Origin of the sequence: Methanocorpusculum petauri (assembly GCF_026891975.1) — an archaeon.
GTDB lineage: Archaea > Halobacteriota > Methanomicrobia > Methanomicrobiales > Methanocorpusculaceae > Methanocorpusculum > Methanocorpusculum petauri.
In genome coordinates, this window is the sequence record NZ_JAPTGB010000026.1 from 1 (window position 1) to 22,334 (window position 22,334).

Genomic DNA, 22,334 nt, shown 5'->3' on the forward strand with positions numbered 1-22,334 from the left:
GAACAGATGTGTGTACGTGTTTTTGTTTTGTGTTGTTGTATCCTGCTGTATTTTTCCGGCGTCGGCTCTTGATGCGAAAATGATCGGTGAGCCACAGATCATTCATGAATCAGCACCGGATTATTTTGTGCGTCTTTCCGTATCCGATGATAGGTATATTGTCATGCCCGAATTCCATTTAAAGATGGATAAAACAGGGAGAGTATATCTTTATGATCTGTCCCAACGCTTTCTTTCAACTGTTCCGGGTTCTCTTTCTGCTGCTGATTCTAAAGTAGTTGTGGCAAATGGAGTAATTTATTTTATTGGAAATGATGGCTTCTACTCGTATATTCCTGAAACCAACACACCGGTTAAGCTTGATATTCCCCGTAGTTCGGGAGGTAATAGTTTTGTTACAGACGGGCAGTATTTTATCACAATGCGCAGTGACTACTGGCCACGTGACCTCACCTTTATGCAGTATAATCTCCAGACCGGGGAACAGAAACAGATCTATCCCGGAGGCTATCCCGATCCAAACGGCCCGATGTTTCTTTCCGGAGATTATTTTGTGTATGATGATTCTGGAATGCTTGTAGCAGATCCGTCTAAACGATATCTCCATGCATATAACATCTCGTCAGAGGAAACGACTACTCTTCCCAAGGAAGAAGGATATAGCCAGTATCTCTGTAATATCTGGGGAGACACCATCGTCTATGAGTTATTCAGTCTTGCAGACAATGCGTACCCTGATCCGCCAGAACGCCGTATGCTCAACCTGAAAACCATGGAAACGGAGATTTTGATCCTTCCGGATGGAATCCACCCATCTCAGGTGTATCCCCCCTATGCCCTTCAGTCTCAATGGGACGAAGGAACCGGCGTAATCACGGTGAAACTTGTTGAAGTTGATCTCCCTCCGATTGCCCAAGCGACTATCGTATCTTCAGCAGTAGAACAGACTCCTCCCCCACAACCTACTCAGGCCGGTTCCCCGCTCACTCTGACCATTGGTCTGCTTGCATTCGTTCTTGCCTGTGTGTTTGCAGTTCTCTGGAGAGAGAAATAATTTTTTCAGATTTTCCCCACCTTCATTTTGATACAACTGCCAGAGATGTTATATACCTCTTCCTGCGAATGAAAGCATATCGAACAAAGGAGGTGTTATAGATCAAAAAAGTTTCCCGAATTCTTCTTCTTGCAGGCACTCTGTTTCTGCTGCTGGCAGTTCCCTCCCTCGCGGAGAACCCTGCGGAAGAAAATTATCTGCAGATCCAAAAGAGCCTTGCCCTGATGGAGCAGTATACCGGAACTGAGATGACCACAGCCGAATATCTGGAATCCGTCTGGCCGCAGGTGTATGCAAAAGTCTCTTCCGAACACAAAGAAAAACTTGCAAACTTCACGCATATCTGGGAGTTCAACGATCTTGACCGGACGGATCACGGCACCGGCTTCGGCCTCACCATCAATGAAGCAGTTGGCAGGGAGCGGTTCGCTCTCATGGATGCCATTGAAAAACTGGAGATCACTGAAGGTGAGTACCAGGCAATAACTCAGCCGGAACTCTATCTGGATATCTCCGAAGAAACACGCAAAATGCTCAGCAGCATGGTACGTGCCCAGCGCGGCCCGGATACCGGCGTCCGCGGCGGTGCATCCATCACCGAAGGAGAAACCCAATGGTTTTCCAAAAACGTCACCACAAACGTGACCCGGCTTGCCGTTGACCTCCAATGGGAAAATCCTGCCAACATCCAAAACAATCTCAGCATCACCATCTACTCGCCGGACAGATGTGTCTTCGGCCCCTTCACCGAAGCCGAACCGCTTTACAGCAACCCGCAGAAAATGCAGATTTACACCTACATCTCCCGCCCGGACGGTGTTGCAGATGGTGAATGGTGGTACTGCGTGAAAGGAGTGAACATCCATGGAGTACAGAACTACACCATTTAATCTGCTCGCTGCAGCCCTCCTTGTCTGCCTCTGCCTCATCCCCGCAGCAGCTGCCGATGACGGCATCACCGTACCCGGTGAGATTCCCCGAAGTTTTGCCGATGTTCCCTCCTGGATCACCAACGGTCTCGGTATCAAAACCCCGGAAGAAGGCGGCTACACCGTCAATGAACCACGGTCCGACTACCCCGGCGGCTTCTCGGACAGCAACCGTGCCGACTCCGCCCGCGATGCGTCCGAAGTTCCCGCATGGATTCTCGCGGCAGCCGGAATCTCCGGTCTCGCTGTTCTCGCCTTTGCCGCCGTTCAGTTTCTGCCGGTCATGATCGGCAGAAGCCGCGAAGTATCCCCAAGCCCCGTCCGTGATGGCGTTCTTGCAGCCATCACTGATGCGCCCGGCAGTTCCGCCGCTGATCTCCGGAAAAAAACCGGCATCCACTATGCAACACTCAGGTATCATCTTGCGGTTCTCGAAAAGGAAAAGCGGATCATTTCCCGCAGTGCGGGTCACATCTATTACTACTTCCCGAACGGCTCTTCCCTCACCCGTGCCGACACCATCCGCATCACTCTGTGCCGGAACTCCACCACCGAAAAAATTCTCGATATCATCGAAAAAGAACCGGGCATCTCCGGCACCGTCCTTGCCGCACGTACCGGCATCACCTCGGGAACCCTTACCTGGCATCTCCGGCGGCTTGAAAAAAATGATCTCATCTCCGTAGCCCGTTCCGGCCGCGGCATGCAGCTCTTCCCGCAGGATCATACCTGATCCCATATCACTATTTTTCCGGAAATTTCAGTACTTTCCGATACTCTATATATTCTCCATACAAATCAATCAAGCAGCATCAGCACAAATAGTGCCAAGGAGATCCGAATGCTGGAAATCTACCGATCCGCCGACGCCTCGCATGGCCCGTCCAAAATCGACACCATCGAAAGCGGCAGCTGGATTCGCATGATCCAGCCCACCGAAGACGAGATCACCTACGTCTGTACCACACTATCCATTCCCAGAGACGACATCATCACCCTGCTTGATGATGAAGAAAGCCCCCGCATTGAACACGACGACGGCCGGACCCTCATTATCGTGGACACGCCGTACGTGGACATTGATGATGATACAGACCCTGCCACATCATATCCCGCAAAAACCACCGGCATCACGAGCTACACAACTGTTCCATCCGGCTTTATCGTCATGCAGGACACCATCGTCACCGTCTCTCTTCGGAAAAATCCGGTTCTCCAGACCTTCATCGACGGCAAGGTAAAGAACTTTTCCACGGTGAAAAAAACCAGGTTCCTTCTTCAATTTCTGTATCGTAATGCCAGACTCTTCATACAGCACCTCCGGCAGATCGACAATCTGACCAACACAATCGAACACACACTCTATAAAGCCACCAAAAACGAGGAACTCTTTGAAATGCTCCGCATTTCAAAGTCTCTTGTCTATATGACAACCGCTTTGAAGGCGAACGAAGCGGTACTGGAAAAATTGTACCGGTTTCCCACGCCGGAGGTCCGCATGTATGAAGAGGATGAAGATCTTCTCGAAGACACTATCATCGAAAACCGGCAGGCACTCGAAATGGCGCAGACCTACAGCAGCACTCTCGGCCATATCATGGACACCTGCGCTTCCATCATCAACAACAACGTCAACAGCATCATGAAGCTGTTCACGGTCGTCACCATTCTCTTGACCATCCCGACGATGATCGCAAGCTTCTTCGGTATGAACGTCATCATCCCCGAATTTCTCTCTGAGAATCCGCTCGCATTTCTTCTTCTCATCACCGGATCGCTCAGCATCTCCGCAGTCCTTCTGTGGCTGCTGTTCCGGCGGAAAATTATCTGAAAAAAATTTAAAAAAAATTCCGGTGAAAATTATTTCCTTGCGTACTCCCCTGCTGTTGCCGGGGGATCGATCTTTTCCTCTTTGATCATCTGCGACAGTTCCGCAATTCTTTTCACAACTGCATCCGGGACTGCAGGATGCAGAGGTGCAAGTCCCACTGCATTGTCCGCAAGACCGAGCCAGATCTCTTCTCCGTCATACTCCTCTCCGTTCACGTACGCTGTGATCGTCTGATACACCGCCTCTTCCAGATTCTTCGTAACACTCGTCAGTACATTTTCCGGTGCACGATCACGCTGATCCATATCCACCCCGATCACATACTTTTCCCTTTCCTTCGCCGCTTCAATCACCCCGAGCCCTGCATCGCCTGCCGCCTGTATAATCACATCCGCTCCTCCGTCATACATTTTGTCCGCAAGCAGCTTTGCCGTCTCCCGATCATAGAAGTTGCCGACGACGGCTTTCTCCACCGAAATGTTTTGTCCCCGTTCCTCTGCTGCCAGCTCAGCACCGGCACGATACCCATAGTAGAACCGATCCACCGCAGGAATCTCCATTCCGCCAATGAACCCGATCGTTTGCGTCTTCGTCATCATCCCTGCCAGATACCCTGCAAGATAACTTGGCTCCTCTGATCGGAACAGCACGTTCATCATATTCCCAGGCATTCCGGAATCTGCATTGAACGTCCCGTCAAACGTGGCATAATGCAGATCCGGATTTTTCCGTGCTGACTCGGCAAAATATTCCGTCAGACTGTTCCCGGTGGAGAGAATCACTGCAGGTCTTTTGCTCTCCAGATCGGCAAACGCTGCAGCTGCGTCGCTGTCATTGTTTGCCACATACACAAGAGCGACCGCCACTCCTTCCTCTGCGGACCGGTTCAGTCCGGCAACTGCCTGTGCATTAAACGAATCCTCCGCATTTCTGATATCAACCACAAGTCCCGCGGATTTCTTATCCGTATCGGGCACAACACATCCCGCCGCACAGATGAGTATGATCAGCAGCAGAACTCCGCATATCTTCCAGAATCCTTTCATCATTTTCTCCAAGATTATATATCTTGTCGTATCCTATAGTTAAAATATTCTGGCGGTCGGTTCATGAGTGAGGAAACATCAGCTCTACAAAAATTGAGAAGATGGTTTCGCGAAACCTTCGTTTTCTTCGGTCCCGGTTTGCTTCTTGCCATCACTGCAGCAGGTGAAGCGGGCGTCACTGAAGCAATCGAGATCGGTGCCCATCATGGTATGACTCTCATATGGGCGGTTCTGTTTACTCTTATCTTCAAATATGCATTCACCAACGGCATTGCCCGCTACACGCTTGCAACCGGTCACACCATATTCGATGCCCTGGGCCGCATTCCGGGTCCCAAGTACTGGGGTTCGGCACTCATCATCATCGTCTATCTGATTGAAATGCTTGCTATTGGCGCAATGCTGATGTTTGCTGCGATCTTTCTCGATTACCTCCTGCCGGGTGTCTATAGCGTCGTACTCATCGCACTGTTCCTTCTGTTTATCTGTCTTGCGCTGTTGCGTACCGACTCCTATCACATTCTTGAACTGATCGTCGCTGTGCTGGTCGGCATCCTTGCTCTTGCCATTGTCTTCTGTCTTTTTGAGTTTCCGATTCCCGTTAACCTCTTCGTCGACGGTTTCGTTCCCAAAATCCCCGCAGGTTCCGAGATGGTCATTCTTGCCATCATCGGCGTTGTCGGTTCCGGTCTCAATCTCATGCTCTACTCTGTCTGGCTGCACGAAAAATCCCGCCGTCACTCCGAAATGGAGCAGTCCTGTACTCTCCTCAACGAATCCAACTTCCGCAAATACATCCGCAGTGTCAATCTTGATGTTCTGATAGGGTTCTTTTTCGTCGCTGTCATCACGATTGGTTTTATGTTCCTCGGCTTTTCCGGCTATGCTGTTTCGTTTATGGGACACGATGCGACCCTCAGCCTTGACACTCTGATAACCCAGGTGCTCTACATTGTCGGAACCCTGCCCTATGGTGCCTACGCATTTCTTGTCATTGTCACCTTCATCTTCTTTGGCGCGGTTGTTGTCGGTATGGACGGTCGCGCCCGTGCGGTTGCCAAAGTGGTTCGCGAGATCGGCGAAGAGTCAGGCCATAAACTCCCGTCCGAACACAAACTCTACCAGATCATGCTTCTCGTCTTTTCGGGAATTATCATCTCCTCATTTCTTATCAGCGACCCCATGCTCATTATCCGGAGAATTGCCGCATTCTCCGCAATTGTCTTTGGTGTGTTCGGGTTCATCGTCATTTATCTGGATTTGAAGCTCCCGAAGTACGCACGGGGTAACCGTCTGTGGTTGATGATCATGGGACTTGGCAGTGCAATCTCGATTTACGTTGCACTCCTGCTCGAGTCTGCGTTTCTTACCTACGGTGTTCCGTTAATCGAGAGAATGCTCGTTGTCGCGTTTGTTCTCTACATCTTCTCCAAGACCGAACTGTTTAAGAAGCTCATCTCCGGCAGGGCGGATATTCTCGACAAATTCTGGACCGTGATTTTCTTTGGTGCGATCTCAATGTACGGTACCTTCCGCGGAATCCCGGTTGAGGGCGTCATCATCAACTTCCGTGATGTCGGTCCCATGATTGCCGGGCTCGTCGGCGGCCCTGTGATCGGGGGTGTTGCCGGTCTCCTGGGCGGTGCCCATCGTTTTCTGCAGGGTGGTGATACGGCTCTTCCCTGTTTTGTTGCGACCGTTGCTGCGGGTATTCTTGCCGGATATGCCATTCACCGCTGGAAAGGAAAAATAACTCTGCTTCGCGTGACGCTGCTTGCCATCGGCGTTGAGTGTCTGCATCTGCTGGTCATCTTTCCGCTGCTGTCCATTCCGACCGGTGTTATGACACCTGCTGCGGTACTGAACATCATCTCGATTACTATTCTGCCGATGTGCATGGTAAACATCGCGGGTCTTTTGATCTTCGCATACATTGTACGGCGGTGCGAGACACTTTTTCTCCCGGGAGATACGTTCAGTATGGGGAAGCTGAAGGAGGAACTCCGGCAGCTGCTCACTCCTCCGGAAGAGAAGACAGAGGATGAGGAGGAGAAACATGTCAGATAACCACGACCATTCACCCCGTACGAAATGGACAACGCTGATCGATGTGCTGATTGTTGCTGCAGTCTGCGTACTTTTTGTGGTGGCATTCCATCCGTTCGGAACCCAGCTTTCTGAACCGTTTCCGGAGGATGAGGTGGTGATCGCAGCCATTCTTCCGATGGAAGGGTCTCTTGCAAACTTTGGTATCGGCTACAACCTGGGAATGGAGATGGCAACCCGGGATATCAATGCGGCCGGTGGTATTCGCGGTGTTCCGCTGCGGATTGAGTACTTTGATGATAAGAGCGATCCGGATATGTCGGTGAAGGCAATGAATGCGGTGCGTGATGCGGGTATTCCGGTGGTGATCGGGGCAATCGGCAGTGAAAATTCTCTTGCAATTGCCCCGTATGCCGAAACGTTTGATATTGTGATGCTGTCCCCCGCTTCAACAACCGGGGCGCTGTCTCTGTATCCGGGCGTGTACCGGACGGTTGCCTCTGATGTATATCAGGGAGGCGGTATGGCAAAGATCGTCGGCGGCATTGAGGACGTGGATTCGGTCGTGGTGGTGTATCTGGACAATCAGTACGGTCTGAGTCTGATGCACTCGTTTGAACATGAGATAGAGAACTATCTGATCGATGTTGAGAACATCACAGAGATCGAGATCCCTGATGATCTGCCGATGAATGTAACGTGGGTTGTGGAAACGATGGCGGAAGAGGATCCGGATGTGGTGATTCTGATTGTGTATCCCGAACAGGGTGTGGAGATCATGCGTGCAGCAGAAGCTGCAGGACTTGCGCCTATCTGGTTCGGTTCGGATACGATGACCTCAAGCGATGTGCCGGCACAGGTCGGTACGTACGCAGAAAATATGATCGGGTTTACGCAGGCGCACAAGCTGACCGTTCCCTCGTTTGCGGATAGGTATTATGAGGAGTATAATACAACGTCGATCAACTTCCCGGTCTCCTATGGATATGATGCGGTTGTGCTTCTTGCAACCTGTATTGAGGACGGCGGATATACGTATGCAGGCATCCGGAATTCACTGGACCACATCCGGCACGTGGGTATCTGCGGCCCGCGGGTGTTTGATGAGAACGGTGATGTACAGCCTGCCTATGATCTGGTGATTCTTGAGAATGGTACGTGGCAGACGCTGAAGTGGAATGAGATCCTGACGTACGATTATCACGGTATCAGCAGTACACCTGAATGATTACTGCCGGAATACGAACAGTCCCCAGCCCATGTATTCCCGTCCGTAAGCGAGATATTCGTCCTGAATCTGTTCGAGATATGCTGCAATTTCATCGGCAGCCGGTTCGTTTCCGTGGAGATCGATGTACTCAAGGGCACTGTTCCAGATGGATGATTCATATGTGTCCCATTCGTCAGGTGATGCGGTGATCATTCCGGAAAGAGTGAAACCGAGTTCGCGTGCGGTTACTGCAAGTTCGTAGGCGGTCGGGATTTCTGTCCATTCACGGGCAAATTCCGGCGGGACACGATCGGTTCTCCAGAACCGGTCGCCGATGAGAACGGCACTGCCGTTCTCATCGGCATACTCGGCGAGATGGGCAAGTGCTTTTTCTGCACCGCCGAAGATAAAGGATGTTCCAAGAGCTGCAACAACGTCATAGGGTTCTTTGGGCACAAGAACGGAGGCATCAACGCATCGGATCTCAATTGGTGTTCCGGCAAGGGTACTTCTGGCGCGGGCGGCGGAGGCAGGACGAACTTCTATGCCGGTTCCGGTGATGCCGAAGGCTTTGTGCCAGAGGGAAAGTGCGGTTCCGTTGCCGCATCCAATGTCAAGAACCCGTTTGCCGGGTGCAAGCCCTGCGATCTTCCCGGCCCGCAGAAGCTTTTCTTCGGAGATCGGGTTCATGATCTCAAGCGCTCCCTGGGTGATCGTTTCAATTTCTGCAAAGTCCATACTACACAATAGGTGTTTCCCGAAACTAAAGTAGTTTTTCACATTTTTAGTTGTTAATCACTCCATTATTTCTGAGTTATCGCAAATGAATGCATAATTATTATACGATTCTTCACCCACTATAGATTCAGATTGGTATGGATCTGAAAAAGTTGTCCGGCTCAGTTGTGTTGTGCTCATTCCTTGTGCTGCTCGCGGCCTGCTGTTACGGTATTTTGTCGACTATCGTAAAAATTGCCCTTGGTAACGGAGTGGGTATTCCGGTTATTCTGGTTGGCAAATTCTTTTACGGTCTGGTTATTCTGTTTGTTTTGGTAATTCTTGTGCATTTCCTGTTCCCGCGAAAGGACAAGCCGGTAAAGAGTACGATGCCTGCGTGGAAACGCGGGGTGGTTCTGTTCTTCACGGGCATTGTGATGTGTCTGGTAACCGTTTGCTACTTCTACTCGGTGAGTTATCTGCCGGTTTCGGTTGCGGTGATTCTGCTGTTCCAGTTCTCATGGATGGGTGTGGTGATCGAGGCGGTTGCAAACCGCCGGATGCCGTCGCGGAATCAGCTGATTGCGGTTGTGGTAATCTTTGTCGGTACGATTCTTGCCGGAGGAACAACCGGTTTTGGTATGGAGATCAATCCGTTCGGTGTGGTGCTTGGTCTGCTCGCGGCATTCTTCTACGCGATGTTTGTGTTCCTGAGCGGACGGGTTGAGCCGTCAATGACGCCGATGAACCGGAGTTTTTTCATTGCACTTGCGGGTTTTATCTTTGTGTGCGGTCTGATTGCCTGCATTGATACCCCTGCGGCAATTCCGGCCGGCATTTTCGCAGGTGAGTCGCTGATATATGGTGTGGCTCTTGGTCTGTTCGGTGTTGCGCTGCCGATCCTGCTGCTTGCCATCGGTGCGCCGCGGATTAGTACGGGCATGGCAACGATCCTGAATGCGGCGGAGCTGCCTGTTGAGGTGCTTGCGGCTGCGGTTGTTCTGGTTGAGGCGGTGTCCGGTTTGCAGTGGGTCGGTGTGCTGGTTATTCTCGTCGGCATTGCGTTCCCGCATCTGATGGAAAAGAAAATTTCCAGCGGCCTTGCCGAGGACACTGCATAATTTTTTTTGAAAATATTTTTCCGGAATTTTTTTTGAAAAATTAATTCAGTATATTTAGTATCTGTTCTCACAAAACGAACTACCGAGGCTGTCAGGGATCAAACGGGTATGTTGAAAACAGTTCGCTGCGTGAGGATGTTCTGGATCACTGTCCCGTGATCCGGAACGCGGCAGCGGCAGCACCGATCAGCGGTGCTTTTCCGTCCAGTGTGGTGATCCGGATCTCCGGCATCCGCAGATACCGATCAATTGATGCGGTCATTTTTCCTGCGACAAGCGAGGGATAGTTTCTGACGACTGGTCCGTCGAGGATGATCAGGTCCGGATTGTATGCGTTGATCACCGCTGAAAGGCCCCGGCCGTTGATTTTTGCCAGTTCTTCGACGAACTCACAGCAGAGAGGACTGCCGATCTCTGCCGCCTGTAAAATCTGTCCGGCAGAGATATCTGCCTTTGCCGGGCAGTGTCCATCACATTTTTTTGCATGCCAGGCATGGAAGAACTTCGGAATTCCGGTACCGCTTGCATACGCTTCCCAGTGGCCGACACCTCCGCAGCCGCAGCGGACATCGTAGCTGGTGTCAACAACAATATGTCCGATCTCGCCCGCGTTTCCGTCTGCACCTGTCAGAAGTGATCCGTTTGAGATGACACCTGCGCCAATACCGGTTGAGATGGTGAGATAGACAACGGTGTGCGCGGAGTCTGCACCGCCGTAAAAGTACTCACCGATAACTCCTGCTTTGCAGTCCGAAAGCATGACTGCCGGAACATGGAACAGACTTGCGAGCGGATCGCGGAGAAAAATCTCCGAGCAGTGCATGTTCGGCGATCCGACAACCGATCCTGCCTTCTGATTGACCGGACCTGCAGTACTGATGCCGATTGCATCGGGTGTTGTGCCTGTCTCTTTTTCCATCGATGTGATCATCGCGGCGATCTTTTCGGTTACTGCCGACCCGTCCGCACAGGAGTTCTTCGGCATTTCCTCGGCGCGGAACGCGACGACAGTTCCGTCTTTACGGATAAAGCCGGTACGGATATTCGTCGCACCGAGATCGATGGCAGCGACATGCAGGTTTTCGGTCATTTCGCTGGTATTATATTGTGCCCCTTCGCAGATGAACTATTCTCTCCGAAATAGTTGTATGTTTTTCAGATAATATTTATCGATAAACGATAATTTATTAACGTATTGCGACACATGGGTAAGTGATGACTTTCAGCATGAATGCATCTTCCAAAAACCAGAATCAGCTGCCCCGTATTGCGGGCGGCCTGTTGAGCAGATCGAACACTCATCTTCGGGGGGACTTCTGATGGAGATCCGTGAAGTCCGGAGCGTAGGGATATTCTCCGTCGCAAAATTCGGTGCCGTCTTTGGTCTCTTGTCCTCTCTCCTCACCGCAATCCTCCCTTTCGTATTCGCGTACTTCGGCCTTGGCGCAGGGGAACTTCTTTCTTCCATCTTCACTACCTCCATAGGAACCACCGCACTGATCGTCAGTGTTCTGTTCTTTGCTGTTGTCACTACGATAACCGGGTTCATCATCGGTGCGATCACCGCCGTTATCTACAACATTGTTGCAGGGATCTCCGGTGGTATCAAAATTGATCTTGCGTGATCCCCGAATCACTCCACATCCCTCCACAAACTGAGACATTCCCATGACAGCGGCAGGCAGACTCCACCTCCATTATCTTTATCGACTGAATCTTGCAGCCGCCATAACTGCGGCGGCATCCGCCGCAGTTCTCATTGTCCTTGGATGGATGATACTTTCCGGCGCCGTTCTTCTTCCGGCATCGGTATTTTTTACCGTCGCAGCGGTTATTGTTCCCGCATCCGGTGCCGTGTTCCTCCTCCTCTGGATGATCACCATTCACTCAAAAATCAGAATATCATGAACGAATCTGTATGCAAAATAACCGGGCTTACCAAAGTGTACGGCAGAAAAAAAGTTCTGAACGCTGTCTCACTCACGCTTGAACCCGGGAAAATTTACGGCCTTATCGGTCAGAACGGTGCGGGCAAAACCACACTTATGCGGATCATCGCCGGCCTGTCCTATGCCTCGGAAGGAACGCTTGAACTGTTCGGCGTCTCCGGTGAAAAAAATCTCGAACACGAACGCCAGAGAATCGGCTGCATGATCGAAGAGCCGGCTCTTGTTCCCCGCATGACCGCAAAAGAAAACCTCCGGTTCTATCGTCTGATGCGCGGCGTCAGAGATGAACGTGTCGAAGACGATCTTCTCGCTCTTGTCGGCCTCCGGGATGCCGGCGACAAAAAAGTTCAGGACTTTTCGTTTGGCATGAAGCAGCGTCTCGGCATTGCCGTAACACTCATCGGAGATCCGGATCTCCTCATCCTTGACGAGCCGCTGAACGGTCTTGACCCGGTAGGCATCGTTGAGATGCGGAATCTTTTGATCAATCTCTGCGTTGAGCGGCATGTTACCATCTTTCTCTCCAGCCATAACCTGCCGGAGCTGTACCAGACCGCAACCGATTACCTCATTATCCACTACGGCAGGATCAAACAGACGTTCACCCTTGCGGAACTGCGGGAACGCTGCAGGCATTATCTCCATGTAAACTCCGATCAACCGGAGAGAATGATGCAGGTATTCGCAGAACATCTGCCGACCGCCCGGTGTCGTGTTCTTCCCGATGGTTCGGTCAATCTCTATGAGTATCCGGATCAGGAGACGGTTGCAAAACTTCTCTTTGCAAACGGTGTTGTCGTAACCGATCTTTCCGTTTCGGGAGAGAGTCTGGAGGAATACTACGTATCCATTGTCGGAGGCAAAAATAATGTTTGCTGATCTTGTCAAATGTGAACTGTTCTATCTGCAAAAACTCCGGACGTTCAAAATTTTGTTTGTTCTGATGGCAGTCAACGCTCTTCTGACCATCGCTGTTGCGTCCGCTACCCGTGACTTCTGGGCTGCCCTTGGCATGCCGGATGTGTTTTCGGGTATCAATCTGTACTATGCTGCGCTTGGCGACACTATTGTCATGGTACTTGCGGGATCTGTTCTTGCCGGAATTTTTCTCTGCAGTGACTTTGAGAACAAAACCCTCCAGGCGGCCATATCCTCTGGATACAGCCGTTTTTCCGTTATTGCTGCGAAAACTCTGGTGTACTTCTTCGCACTTGCGGTTCTTCTGCTTCCGGCTGCGATCATCACTGTAGCGGCTCTTCTGTTCCTGCCGGAGTTCGGTATGGTGTTTACACCAGAGATCCTTGTGCACATGGCAGCCGTGTTTGTGGTGATGATTCTTGTCTATGCGGCAAGTCTTTCCATCTGTGTGCCGTTTGCATTTGCTTTGAAACGGAGTTCTGCGGTGACTGCCCTGAGTCTGATTGTGCTGTTCCTCGCTGTCACCCTTTTCAGCAGTATTGGTCAGTTCGTTCCGTGGATCGGCACTGTTCTTTCCTGGCTGCCGTTTACCCTGCCAAGTACTGTTCTTGTGTCCGGTGTACTCCCGATCGATCTTCTGCGGGCTGCGGGCATCTGTGTCGGATTTATTCTGCTGATGACTGCTGCTGCCTGCGGTGTGTTCCGGAGAGCGGATCTGAAATAGGGCGGGTTAAATGGTTTCCTTCCGGAACGGACATCTCTGTCCGTTCTGTTTTTTATCGTTTTACGATAATTTGGTATAGGGCAACGACCTACATAGTACACAGTGACGTGGTGCTTTGATGGATACTGTTCAGGCAAATATTGAGAAGAGTGCAAGAATTGCGGATATTGCCATAAAGATTGTATGGGTTCTTCTGTGGCTAGTGATCGTAATCCTTGCCGGCGTATTTTTTCTGACGATCCTCATCTACTGTGTTGAAGGGCCGGACGGTTTTTCCGTGTTTATCACCACGGAAAATGTTCTGGAAGTTTTTGGTTCGATGATTCTCCCGGACGGTGTTTCTCCGTTTGAGATGTTCCTGCGTGCTGCTGCGGTGTTTTGTGCATCCACCATTTCGTATCTGGTGCTGCTTGCGGCGATGCTCCGGTCCATGGGAAAGATATTTTCCGAGATCCGGCAGACTCTGCTTCCGTTTACCACTGCCAATGCACAGCGGATGAAGAAGGCGTCCATCTATATGGCGCTGCTGAGTGTTGTTCCGTGTCTGATCGGCGTTGCAGGCAATGCTGTTCTGAACGTTCAGGTTGACCCGCTGCCGCTTAGTCTTGAACTTCTGCTCGCCGCCGCAGTTTTATACTGCCTTGCACATATATTTGAATACGGTGTTCTCCTGCAGCAGCAGGCTGATGAAACTCTCTGAGATATTATGCCTATCATTCTCCGACTTGATCGCGTCATGGCCGACCGGAAGATGTCGTTAAACGAACTCTCCGAGAAGGTCGGCGTGACCAATGTTAATCTCTCCAAGATCAAGACCGGCAAGATCAGTGCGATCCGGTTTTCCACCCTGGAAGCGATATGCAAAGCTCTCAACTGTCAGCCGGGGGATATTCTGGAGTACCAGCCGGATGAGGGGTCCTGATCAGGTGTTCAGCTGATCCCACACTTCCGCAGCTTCGGGTGTGAGTGCCCAGCCACTGGAGGTTCTGGTAATAATTTTCGCTTTACTGAGTCGTCTGAGATGCCAGGCGAGTGTTGTTTTTGCAATCCCGATTCTTTTTGCAAGTTCTTTTGCTCCGATTCCGGGGGACTCCGCTATCTCGCGAAGAACGTCTGCCGTTGTTTTCTGTGCGCGTGCGGCACGAAGTGTTCTCTCCATCGCGGAATCATCATCTTTTCTGGGGAAGTAGTGAAGATTTCCGTAGTAGGAGACCTCACGGATAATCTGGTTTCGTTTGAGGAGTACCAGGTTGTAGAGGACAGAGCCACGGGAAAATTCTGTTGTGTCCATGATCTCTTTTTGGGAACATCCGGGATGTTCTGCGATGAAGTCTGCAATTCTCTGCGGTCGTGATGCGGGGTCTTTGGGGAGTTCAAGCATCCGTGAAAATCCGAGAACGGCAACTCCTGCGATGCAGAGGACAAGGAGAAGGGATCGGATCTGTCCTCCGGGTATTTCGGTGGCGGTGCCGCCGGTAAGCCCGGAGCATTCATAGAAGGTGTACACTCCGGTTTTTGTGAAGGTGAGCAGTTTCCCGCAGCTGTTGAATTCGACGGGGATGTCGGGAACTCCTGCTTTTTGTGCTGCGGCATCGATCCAGGTGTAGATACGATTCATTTCTTCGATGGATGTGCCGTGTTTCACATACACCACAACGGACTGCCCGAAGTGTATGCTGATTACCGGGCTTGCTGCTATGGTTCCATAGGAGGTTTCGATATTTTTCCAGACGTCCCCGCTGTGTGAGAGCCAGTTCCGGGACAGGTTATAGTCATATGCGGTCCCTTCCTGTTCCCACCGTTTCTCCCACGATATTCCATAGTGCAGGGTATGGTCTGGGGTTTCCGGCTGCTGGGTTGTTTCTGTTGGGGGAAGCAGCAGAACGAGAGAAAGTATGGCGATGAGGAGAAGGAGAAGTACTGTCGTCTGCTTTGATCCCATACGTATGATAGCATCTGTATTTCTCTGTTAAATCAAGTGTGATCAATTCCTGGTACTGCGGGGTTTGCTGTTTTATTATGAAGGTCTACGAAATTTTTTCACGGATTCACAGTCGTTTCCATGCCTCCGCAGCTTCCGGTGTGAGCGTCCAGCCCTCGCCGTTTTTGATGAGGATGCCCGACTTTGCAAATCTGCGGAGATGCCAGGCGAGTGTTGTTTTTGCAATCCCGATTTTTTTTGCAAGTTCCTCCTTTCCGATCCCCGGCGTCTCCGCGATCCCGCGAAGTATCTGCGCAGGCCGTTCCCGGGTGAGTACGGTGCGGAGGATTCTTTCCATCACTGATCCATCATCATTTACCGGAAAGTAACGGATGCTTCTGAAGTATGCTGCCTGCCGCACAATCTTTTTTCGTTCCAATCGTTTGAGATGATAGAGAATCGATCCGCGGGAGAATCCAGTCGCGTCTGCGATCTCTTTCTGGGAGCATCCGGGATGTTCCGCGATGAAGACCGCAATTCTCTGCGGTCGTGATGCGGGATCCTGTGGAAGTTCAAGCATCCGCGAAAATCCGATCGCCGCAACTCCTCCGGTGCAGAGTAACAGGAGAACGGATCGGAGATAGTTCGGATGTTTCTGCGGCGGGAAATATGGTTCTGTCTGGGGTTCTCCGATTATGATGATCGTTGCACTGTCGGTGGTGGTTCCGGTCAGATATACCGATCCGCCGTACCGGAATTCGGTAGGAAGTGCCGGTATTCCTGCATCAGCCATTGAGGCATTCCACCATGTGTAAATGCGGTCAATTTCTTCCCGTGTTGTATTGTCTCCGACATGGATCGTGATCTTCGCCCCGCCGAACTCAATGAGGTTGACCGGCCCGTCCTCGATGCTTCCATAATATGTTTCAATATTTTTCCAGAACTCTCCTTCCTCGTTCATCACTCCATGGAGCCAGTCCTGTGCCGTTTTTTCGTCAGAACCCTTTCCCGCCCACTCCCATACTTCGAGCGGCGCTGCTCCGTAGGAGGCAAGAATCGATCCGCGATAGTCCCGTTTGTCATCCCACATCATGATTACCCTCATTACGGTTGCATTCTCCAGAACCGGTACCGGTGCGGGAATCACGGCAGGATTTGCGACGGGTGCGGTCTTTTGCTGTACCGTTATCTCCGCCGGAACGAAGAGCAGAACAGCAGTAAATATACTGCACAAAAGAAGGAGAAGAACTGCCGTCTGCGTTGATGACATATGATAGAGTTCCGTTCTTCTCTATTAAATCAAATGTGATCAAAGAGTAATCACGTGTCCAGCAGTTCCCACACAGCTGCGGCTTCGGACGAGAGCGTACAACCTTCGTCATACCGGTCGATAATTCCCGCATCATGCAGTCGTTCGAGATGCCAGACAAGTGTGGTTTCGGTGATCCCGATCCGTTTTGCCAGCTCTTTTCTTCCAATTCCGGGAGACTTTGTTATCTCGCGGATAACCCGTGCGGGTTTTTCCTGCGCAAGTACGGTACGGAGTGTTCGTTCCATTACGGAGTCATCATCTTTTTTTGGGAAGTAGCGGATGCTTCCAACGTATGCTGCCTGCCGCACGATCTTTTTCTGTTCAAGCCGTTTGAGATGATAGAGAATCGATCCGCGGGAGAATCCTGTTGCGTCTGCGATCTCTTTCTGGGAGCATCCGGGATGTTCCGCGATGAAGGCCGCAATTCTCTGCGGTCGTGATGCGGGGTCTTCGGGGAGTTCAAGCATCCGCGAAAATCCGAGAGTGGCAACGCCTGCGATGCAGAGTATGAGGAGAACGGATCGAAGATAATTCGGCTGTGGGGGTCCGTGGATCACGGAATCCTTCTCTGCTGTGAGCGTGAGCCCGCTGACGGTAAATACGCCGCCGTACCGGAACTGCACCGGAATCCCCCGGAGACCGGCGGCTTCCATTGACTCGTTCACCCAGCCGTAGATACGATCCATCTCTGTAACGGACAGGGGATCGGTCAGAATGGTGATCGTCCAGCCGTACTCAATCCGGTTTATCGGATTGTCCGCGGCAGATCCATAGTAGGCGTTTGCCTTCTCCCACACGTCACCCGCGTACCGGTTCTCCTCGTACCAGTTCCAGAGACGGGTATAGTTGTACTCCTCTCCCTCCCGTTCCCATATTTCCTCCCAGGTATCGCCGTAGGTTTTCACTGCCTGTTCTGGTGTCCGCGTCACAACCGGTTCCGGCCTGATAATGAGATCGCTGCCTCTGAACTGTACCGCAACATTATACAGTCCTGCTTTTGCCATCGATTCATTCATCCAGCCGTAGATGCGATCGATCTCTGCAATGGTGGTTCCGGAAGGTACCAGAACGGTTACTGCCCGACCGAGTTGTATGCCGTATACCGGACTTCCCGTCCCGTGTTGTGCAGAGTAGTACATCTCTGCCACCGTACGGAAGTCATCTGCGTTGTTTTCCATCCACTCCCGTATCTGGGCATAGTAGGATTCATTCCCGCTGTGGACCTGCGCCTCTTCCCACGTTTCTCCGTAGGAGATCGGAATGGAGGAGTTGATCGCCTGCGGCGCCGGCGCTTGCGGCAGTTCTGCCGGAACACACAGCAACACAAACGCAAAAGTTCCGAGCAGAACTATCAGGAGAACCGCCGCAGGTTTGGATGACATGATCATGATACCTTCGGTCGTTCTGCATTAAATCAAGTGTGATCAAAGTATCTGAAATCCGGTACCGACATAATCCTTAACTACGTACACTCTGATATTTAGTAGTATGATCACCGTCGGTCTGCTTGGATGCGGAAATATCGGCCGCGTCATTGCTGCAGGTCAGGAAAACTTCAAAATAACGGCTGTGTATGATGTAGTTCCGGCGCGTGTGGAGGAGTTTGCTCGCGAGTTCGATGCAAAACCGTTTTCGGATTTTTCTGCCTTCCTCGCCGAACCAACCGATATTATTGTTGAGGCAGCGTCTGTTGTTGCTGCCACCGAACACGCACAGGAGGTGCTGGAGTCGGGTAAGGATATTGTTATCATGAGTGTCGGGGCGCTTGCGGATAAGGAGTTCCGGGCCCATCTGGTGGAGACTGCCCGCGAACTGAAACGAAAGATCCATATTCCGTCCGGTGCGGTGATGGGACTTGACAATATCCGTATCGGCCAGATAAGCCGTGTCGATAAATTCGTTCTGCGCACGACCAAGAACCCGAAGTCGCTTTCTCGCGAGGCGACCGAGCGTACGCAGTTGTTTGCCGGAAAGGCGCATGATTGTGTCCGGCAGTATCCGAAGAACACGAATGTTGCCGAGTCGCTGTCGATTGCCTGTGGCCGCGATGTTGATGTGGAGTTGTGGATGGATCCCGAGGAGGATCGCAATATGCACGAGATATTCTTTGAAGGAGAGTTCGGCGAGGCGTATATCAGAATCAGAAACCTCCCTTCGCCTGATAATCCGGCAACCAGCTATCTTGCTGCTCTGTCAATTCTTACCCTTCTGAAAAATCTTGATAACCCGCTGGTGATTGGCGCATGAACTATGAGCAGCAGATCCGAAAACTTGCCGCAGAAAAAAATGCGGTGATCCTTGCCCACAACTATCAGCCGCCGGAGATTCAGGATGTTGCCGATATCTGCGGTGATTCGCTGGAACTTGCCCGGCTTGCGAAGGAGGCGAAGGAGTCAACGCTTGTTCTCTGTGGTGTGTACTTTATGGCGGAGACGGCGAAGATTCTTTCACCGGAGAAGACGGTTCTGATTCCGCGTCCCGATGCGGGATGTCCGCTTGCGGATCAGCTGACGCCTGATGCGGTGCGTCAGGCGAAGGCTGCGTATCCGGGGTCGCCGTTTGTGGTGTATGTGAACTCGAATGCGGCGACGAAGGCGGAGTGCGATATTACGTGTACGTCGGCGAACGCTGCCACGGTTGCGGCGTCGCTGCCGCAGAAAAAAATTCTCTTCGGTCCGGATGCAAATCTTGCCGGATGGGTGCAGCGCCAGCTGCCGGACAAGGAGATCGTTCCTGTTCCAGCGGACGGCGGATGTCCGACGCATCATAATTTTACGGTTCGTGATGTGGGGGCTGCCCGCCGCGAGTATCCGAATGCGACGGTCATCTGTCATCCGGAGTGTAGTGCGGAGGTGCAGCAGGCGTGCGATCTGGTGGGTTCGACGGGGTATATGGTGCGGAACTGCGGGAGTGCGGACGAGTGGGTGATTCTGACGGAGGAAGGGATTGCCCATCCACTGCGGAAGCGGTATCCGGATACGGTGTTTCATGTGATGGATTCGGCGGTGTGTCCGAATATGAAGCTGATTGCGTTGCCGGATCTGTTTGTGACGCTCCGCGACGGGGTGTATCCGGTACAGGTTGCGGATCCGATTGCGAGCCGGGCCCGTGCGGCGATTGAGCGGATGATTGAGGTGTCGAAATGACGACGCCGACAGATCAGCTGCTTTCTTTTTTTGCGGAGGATGTTCCCGCAGGCGATATTACGACAGTTGCCCTGATTCCCGATAAGGTTGTTTCCGCCCGGATTGAGGCGCGGGAGGAGATGATTCTTGCGGGTGTTGAGGAGTGCATCTGGTTGTTTGAGCATTTTGGGGTTTCGGTGATGGCGGAGGCGGAGGACGGCGAGCAGGTTGCTGCCGGAACAAAGATTCTGGCGCTTGCCGGTTCGGTTCATGCGATTCTTGCGATTGAGCGGACTGCGCTGAATCTTCTGGGGAGGATGAGCGGGATTGCTACGGCTACTGCTGTTGCGCAGGAGTTTGCAGCCCAGGTGAATGATCATGTGAGGGTTGCGGGTACGCGGAAGACGGCGCCCGGTCTGCGGTATTTTGATAAGAAGGCGATCCGTATCGGCGGCGGGGATCCGCACCGTGATTCGTTGTCGGATGCGTTTCTGATTAAGGATACGCACCGTGCCCTGCTGCCGGTGGCGGATGCTGTCCGGCGGGCGAAGGAGTTTTCGTTGTATCGTAAGGTGGAGTGTGAGGTGGAGAATCTGATCGATGCGGTTGCGGCGGCGGAGGCGGGTGCTGATGTTCTGATGTTTGATAATATGACGCCGTCTGCGGTGCACGGGGCGATTGCGGCCCTTGCGGCACGGGGTCTGCGTAAGCGGCTGGTGCTTGAGGTGTCGGGCGGGATTACGCCGGAGACGCTTCATTTGTGGGCGGGGATTGATGTGGATCGGATCAGTATGGGGGCGCTGACGCATTCGGTGCGGTGTGCTGATGTGAGTCTGGAGATTGAGTGATCGCGGGCATAGAGAGCAACAGATGTTTTTTTCGCGGATTTTATTCCGAATGTCTGGGGCTTTTGAGGATTTTTGAGCAAAGCCGCCGTGACAATAAAATCTATTATCTCATCACCCCCATTATCAGATAATCATGCAGGCGATGGATCAGAGGCCACAAAAAACGAGTATCACCGTCTCGGCACACATTAAAGAGCGTGTCTGTTCCAAAAAACGCGGAAATCAGACGTATGATGATGTTCTTGAGCAGATGCTGGACGTGCTTGATATCGGCGAGACAGGAGAGGAGGGGGGTGTTGTCTTCCTGAATACGGTTTATGTCCGCGATGAGTTAAAAAAGCTGAAGCGGCCCATGCCGCTGAAAATCACGATTCAGGAGGATGAATCATTAATTTTAACGAATGATGAGTATTCTTTTCTGATAACCTGCGGGACTCTCTCTGAAGGTCTGGAAAAGGCCCGTCTGATGTTTGCGGATGATTACGACATATTCACTGATCCGGATACGCCGATGTTTCCTTCTGCTGCTGCGTATGGTAAACTGCTGAAAGATAGTGTGTGGATGTGACATTTTGGCAGTTCTGAAAGCGGATAAGGTACAGGGTTCCCTGAAAAAGAAGGGTTTTCTCGTAAAGCCGGGCAGGACGGATCATTGTCGTTTCGTCTTCTGTACTGATGGACGTATGGTTAATGTGAAAACCCACATGAGTCACAATGGTCAGGAGATAGGGGATGAGCTGCTGTCCCGTATGGCTGAACAGCTTCACCTGTCAAAGTCTGAATTTATCGATATGGTTTCCTGCAGGATTGGACACGCCGAGTTAGCCGCCCGCTATGCTGATCTTGATCTTATGAAAGACTAATCATTTTTCCGGTGTTGCTGATTCAGGAGTGCACGATGAGAGATCGGATTTTGTGCCGGTTTCGGCAGGCACTCCGGCAAAAGTGTGTGTGTTGACGATTGAACGTTTCATGCGTTTAGGATTTTGTTTTATATATTCGAAACAGGATGGGTGGTTCCCCAGCCAGAGAGTATCCTGTGGTGGCGGGAACGGGTGTTCTCTTTTTTTCGTTCAATCGTTGTGTGGGGGTTTTGCCAAGGATGCCTTCTGCCGCCTGCAATGCAGAAAAAAAGCGGAAGAGAGGGTTACTCTCTTCTTCTGAGATGGACACCTGCTGTGAGGAGTCCGAAGAGTGCGCCGCAAAGGGGCGCGGGTGCCTGTGTTAAGGTGGGCTGTGCTCCTGCGGCGGTGGTGGACACCGGTGCAGGCTGTTCCTTTTTTTCTGTTTGGTTATTTTCTGCCGGGTGTGTTCACATCCCTGATTCCTCCGGAGGTGCTGGTGTTGCGTCTTTCGGACAATGGTTTTCTTTGGTGTCTTGCGGGTTCTCTTTCTGGGTACCCCCGTGTGGAAAATGTTTTCGGGGGCTTTTTTGCGTGTGGTTTTTGGATGTCCATGTGTGATGTGGTTTTTCGGGAGGTTTTTGCTTTGGTTTTGTTTGGAGTAACCACGGAATACATGGAAAGAATCTGAGTACTGGAATCTGGCGGCAGTATCCGCCTGTGGCGATGTGGTTTTTCGGG

At 51.7% G+C, this 22,334-nt stretch carries 25 protein-coding genes; 19 read left to right on the top strand and 6 right to left on the bottom strand.

Annotation, left to right across the window (positions count from 1 at the left end; genetic code table 11):
- The 4 genes from O0S10_RS09655 to O0S10_RS09670 all read left to right on the top strand — a co-directional run.
- The coding region (locus O0S10_RS09655) for a hypothetical protein (protein ID WP_268925673.1) at positions 1 to 1,054 on the top strand (1,054 nt) is incomplete at its 5' end.
- 224 nt (positions 1,055 to 1,278) lie between these two features.
- Entirely contained in the window at positions 1,279 to 1,944 is a 666-nt protein-coding gene (locus O0S10_RS09660; RefSeq protein WP_268925674.1) for a hypothetical protein, read from the top strand.
- Entirely contained in the window at positions 1,919 to 2,716 is a 798-nt protein-coding gene (locus O0S10_RS09665) for a winged helix-turn-helix transcriptional regulator (RefSeq protein WP_268925675.1), read from the top strand. Before O0S10_RS09660 ends, O0S10_RS09665 begins: the two co-directional genes overlap by 26 nt.
- A 108-nt stretch (positions 2,717 to 2,824) precedes the next feature.
- The gene (locus O0S10_RS09670; protein ID WP_268925676.1) at positions 2,825 to 3,814 is read left to right on the top strand and encodes a magnesium transporter CorA family protein; all 990 of its coding nucleotides are present in this window, start codon (positions 2,825 to 2,827) and stop codon (positions 3,812 to 3,814) included.
- Between the two features lie 29 nt (positions 3,815 to 3,843).
- Here O0S10_RS09670 and O0S10_RS09675 read toward each other — a convergent pair whose 3' ends face one another.
- Entirely contained in the window at positions 3,844 to 4,863 is a 1,020-nt protein-coding gene (locus O0S10_RS09675; protein WP_268925677.1) for a BMP family lipoprotein, read from the bottom strand.
- A gap of 135 nt (positions 4,864 to 4,998) precedes the next feature.
- Here O0S10_RS09675 and O0S10_RS09680 point away from each other — a divergent pair, with 135 nt between their 5' ends.
- Both O0S10_RS09680 and O0S10_RS09685 read left to right on the top strand, forming a co-directional pair.
- Complete coding sequence (locus O0S10_RS09680) at positions 4,999 to 6,927, top strand: Nramp family divalent metal transporter (protein ID WP_268925678.1); 1,929 nt, start codon at positions 4,999 to 5,001, stop codon at positions 6,925 to 6,927.
- Positions 6,917 to 8,134: an ABC transporter substrate-binding protein gene (locus O0S10_RS09685; protein ID WP_268925679.1), complete on the top strand. Its 1,218-nt coding sequence runs from the start codon at positions 6,917 to 6,919 to the stop codon at positions 8,132 to 8,134. The genes O0S10_RS09680 and O0S10_RS09685 overlap by 11 nt, the downstream gene beginning before the upstream one ends.
- Here the strand turns inward: O0S10_RS09685 and O0S10_RS09690 are convergent, their stop codons facing one another.
- A complete protein-coding gene (locus O0S10_RS09690) occupies positions 8,135 to 8,854 on the bottom strand; it encodes an SAM-dependent methyltransferase (protein ID WP_268925680.1) in 720 nt (239 codons plus the stop codon). It abuts the gene before it with no gap.
- Between the two features lie 137 nt (positions 8,855 to 8,991).
- On the opposite strand from O0S10_RS09690, the gene O0S10_RS09695 reads away from it, so the two are divergent.
- Positions 8,992 to 9,954: an EamA family transporter gene (locus tag O0S10_RS09695; RefSeq protein WP_268925681.1), complete on the top strand. Its 963-nt coding sequence runs from the start codon at positions 8,992 to 8,994 to the stop codon at positions 9,952 to 9,954.
- Between the two features lie 145 nt (positions 9,955 to 10,099).
- Here the strand turns inward: O0S10_RS09695 and O0S10_RS09700 are convergent, their stop codons facing one another.
- Entirely contained in the window at positions 10,100 to 11,044 is a 945-nt protein-coding gene (locus tag O0S10_RS09700) for an ROK family protein (RefSeq protein WP_268925682.1), read from the bottom strand.
- A 229-nt stretch (positions 11,045 to 11,273) separates the two neighbouring features.
- On the opposite strand from O0S10_RS09700, the gene O0S10_RS09705 reads away from it, so the two are divergent.
- The 6 genes from O0S10_RS09705 to O0S10_RS09730 all read left to right on the top strand — a co-directional run bounded on the left by O0S10_RS09705 (position 11,274) and on the right by O0S10_RS09730 (position 14,467).
- Positions 11,274 to 11,579: a hypothetical protein gene (locus O0S10_RS09705; protein WP_268925683.1), complete on the top strand. Its 306-nt coding sequence runs from the start codon at positions 11,274 to 11,276 to the stop codon at positions 11,577 to 11,579.
- Positions 11,580 to 11,622: 43 nt separating this feature from the next.
- Positions 11,623 to 11,862: a hypothetical protein gene (locus O0S10_RS09710; RefSeq protein ID WP_268925684.1), complete on the top strand. Its 240-nt coding sequence runs from the start codon at positions 11,623 to 11,625 to the stop codon at positions 11,860 to 11,862.
- Positions 11,859 to 12,782, top strand: coding sequence for an ABC transporter ATP-binding protein (locus tag O0S10_RS09715; protein WP_268925685.1), 924 nt, complete (start codon positions 11,859 to 11,861; stop codon positions 12,780 to 12,782). The genes O0S10_RS09710 and O0S10_RS09715 overlap by 4 nt, the downstream gene beginning before the upstream one ends.
- The gene (locus tag O0S10_RS09720) at positions 12,772 to 13,545 is read left to right on the top strand and encodes an ABC transporter permease (protein ID WP_268925686.1); all 774 of its coding nucleotides are present in this window, start codon (positions 12,772 to 12,774) and stop codon (positions 13,543 to 13,545) included. The genes O0S10_RS09715 and O0S10_RS09720 overlap by 11 nt, the downstream gene beginning before the upstream one ends.
- 118 nt (positions 13,546 to 13,663) lie before the next feature.
- Positions 13,664 to 14,245: a hypothetical protein gene (locus tag O0S10_RS09725; protein WP_268925687.1), complete on the top strand. Its 582-nt coding sequence runs from the start codon at positions 13,664 to 13,666 to the stop codon at positions 14,243 to 14,245.
- Between the two features lie 6 nt (positions 14,246 to 14,251).
- A complete protein-coding gene (locus O0S10_RS09730; RefSeq protein ID WP_268925688.1) occupies positions 14,252 to 14,467 on the top strand; it encodes a helix-turn-helix domain-containing protein in 216 nt (71 codons plus the stop codon).
- Here the strand turns inward: O0S10_RS09730 and O0S10_RS09735 are convergent, their stop codons facing one another.
- The 3 genes from O0S10_RS09735 to O0S10_RS09745 all read right to left on the bottom strand — a co-directional run bounded on the left by O0S10_RS09735 (position 14,468) and on the right by O0S10_RS09745 (position 18,160).
- Positions 14,468 to 15,487: a winged helix-turn-helix transcriptional regulator gene (locus O0S10_RS09735; RefSeq protein WP_268925689.1), complete on the bottom strand. Its 1,020-nt coding sequence runs from the start codon at positions 15,485 to 15,487 to the stop codon at positions 14,468 to 14,470. It abuts the gene before it with no gap.
- A gap of 106 nt (positions 15,488 to 15,593) precedes the next feature.
- Positions 15,594 to 16,736 (bottom strand): winged helix-turn-helix transcriptional regulator, encoded by a 1,143-nt coding sequence (locus O0S10_RS09740; RefSeq protein ID WP_268925690.1) that lies wholly within the window; start codon positions 16,734 to 16,736, stop codon positions 15,594 to 15,596.
- A 50-nt stretch (positions 16,737 to 16,786) separates the two neighbouring features.
- The gene (locus O0S10_RS09745; RefSeq protein WP_268925691.1) at positions 16,787 to 18,160 is read right to left on the bottom strand and encodes a winged helix-turn-helix transcriptional regulator; all 1,374 of its coding nucleotides are present in this window, start codon (positions 18,158 to 18,160) and stop codon (positions 16,787 to 16,789) included.
- 106 nt (positions 18,161 to 18,266) lie between these two features.
- Here O0S10_RS09745 and nadX point away from each other — a divergent pair, with 106 nt between their 5' ends.
- From nadX to O0S10_RS09775, 6 genes are all read left to right on the top strand, one after another.
- A complete protein-coding gene (gene nadX / locus O0S10_RS09750) occupies positions 18,267 to 19,025 on the top strand; it encodes an aspartate dehydrogenase (RefSeq protein WP_268925692.1) in 759 nt (252 codons plus the stop codon).
- Positions 19,022 to 19,924: a quinolinate synthase NadA gene (nadA, locus tag O0S10_RS09755; protein WP_268925693.1), complete on the top strand. Its 903-nt coding sequence runs from the start codon at positions 19,022 to 19,024 to the stop codon at positions 19,922 to 19,924. The genes nadX and nadA overlap by 4 nt, the downstream gene beginning before the upstream one ends.
- Positions 19,921 to 20,751 carry a carboxylating nicotinate-nucleotide diphosphorylase gene (nadC, locus tag O0S10_RS09760; protein ID WP_268925694.1) on the top strand — a complete coding sequence of 277 codons (831 nt, stop codon included), beginning with the start codon at positions 19,921 to 19,923 and terminating at the stop codon, positions 20,749 to 20,751. The genes nadA and nadC overlap by 4 nt, the downstream gene beginning before the upstream one ends.
- Positions 20,752 to 20,884: 133 nt before the next feature.
- Complete coding sequence (locus O0S10_RS09765; protein WP_268925695.1) at positions 20,885 to 21,319, top strand: hypothetical protein; 435 nt, start codon at positions 20,885 to 20,887, stop codon at positions 21,317 to 21,319.
- A gap of 4 nt (positions 21,320 to 21,323) precedes the next feature.
- Positions 21,324 to 21,614 carry a hypothetical protein gene (locus O0S10_RS09770; RefSeq protein ID WP_268925696.1) on the top strand — a complete coding sequence of 97 codons (291 nt, stop codon included), beginning with the start codon at positions 21,324 to 21,326 and terminating at the stop codon, positions 21,612 to 21,614.
- Positions 21,615 to 22,014: 400 nt separating this feature from the next.
- Positions 22,015 to 22,284, top strand: a complete 270-nt coding sequence (locus tag O0S10_RS09775) for a hypothetical protein (RefSeq protein ID WP_268925698.1) — start codon at positions 22,015 to 22,017, stop codon at positions 22,282 to 22,284.
- Positions 22,285 to 22,334: the final 50 nt, after the last annotated feature.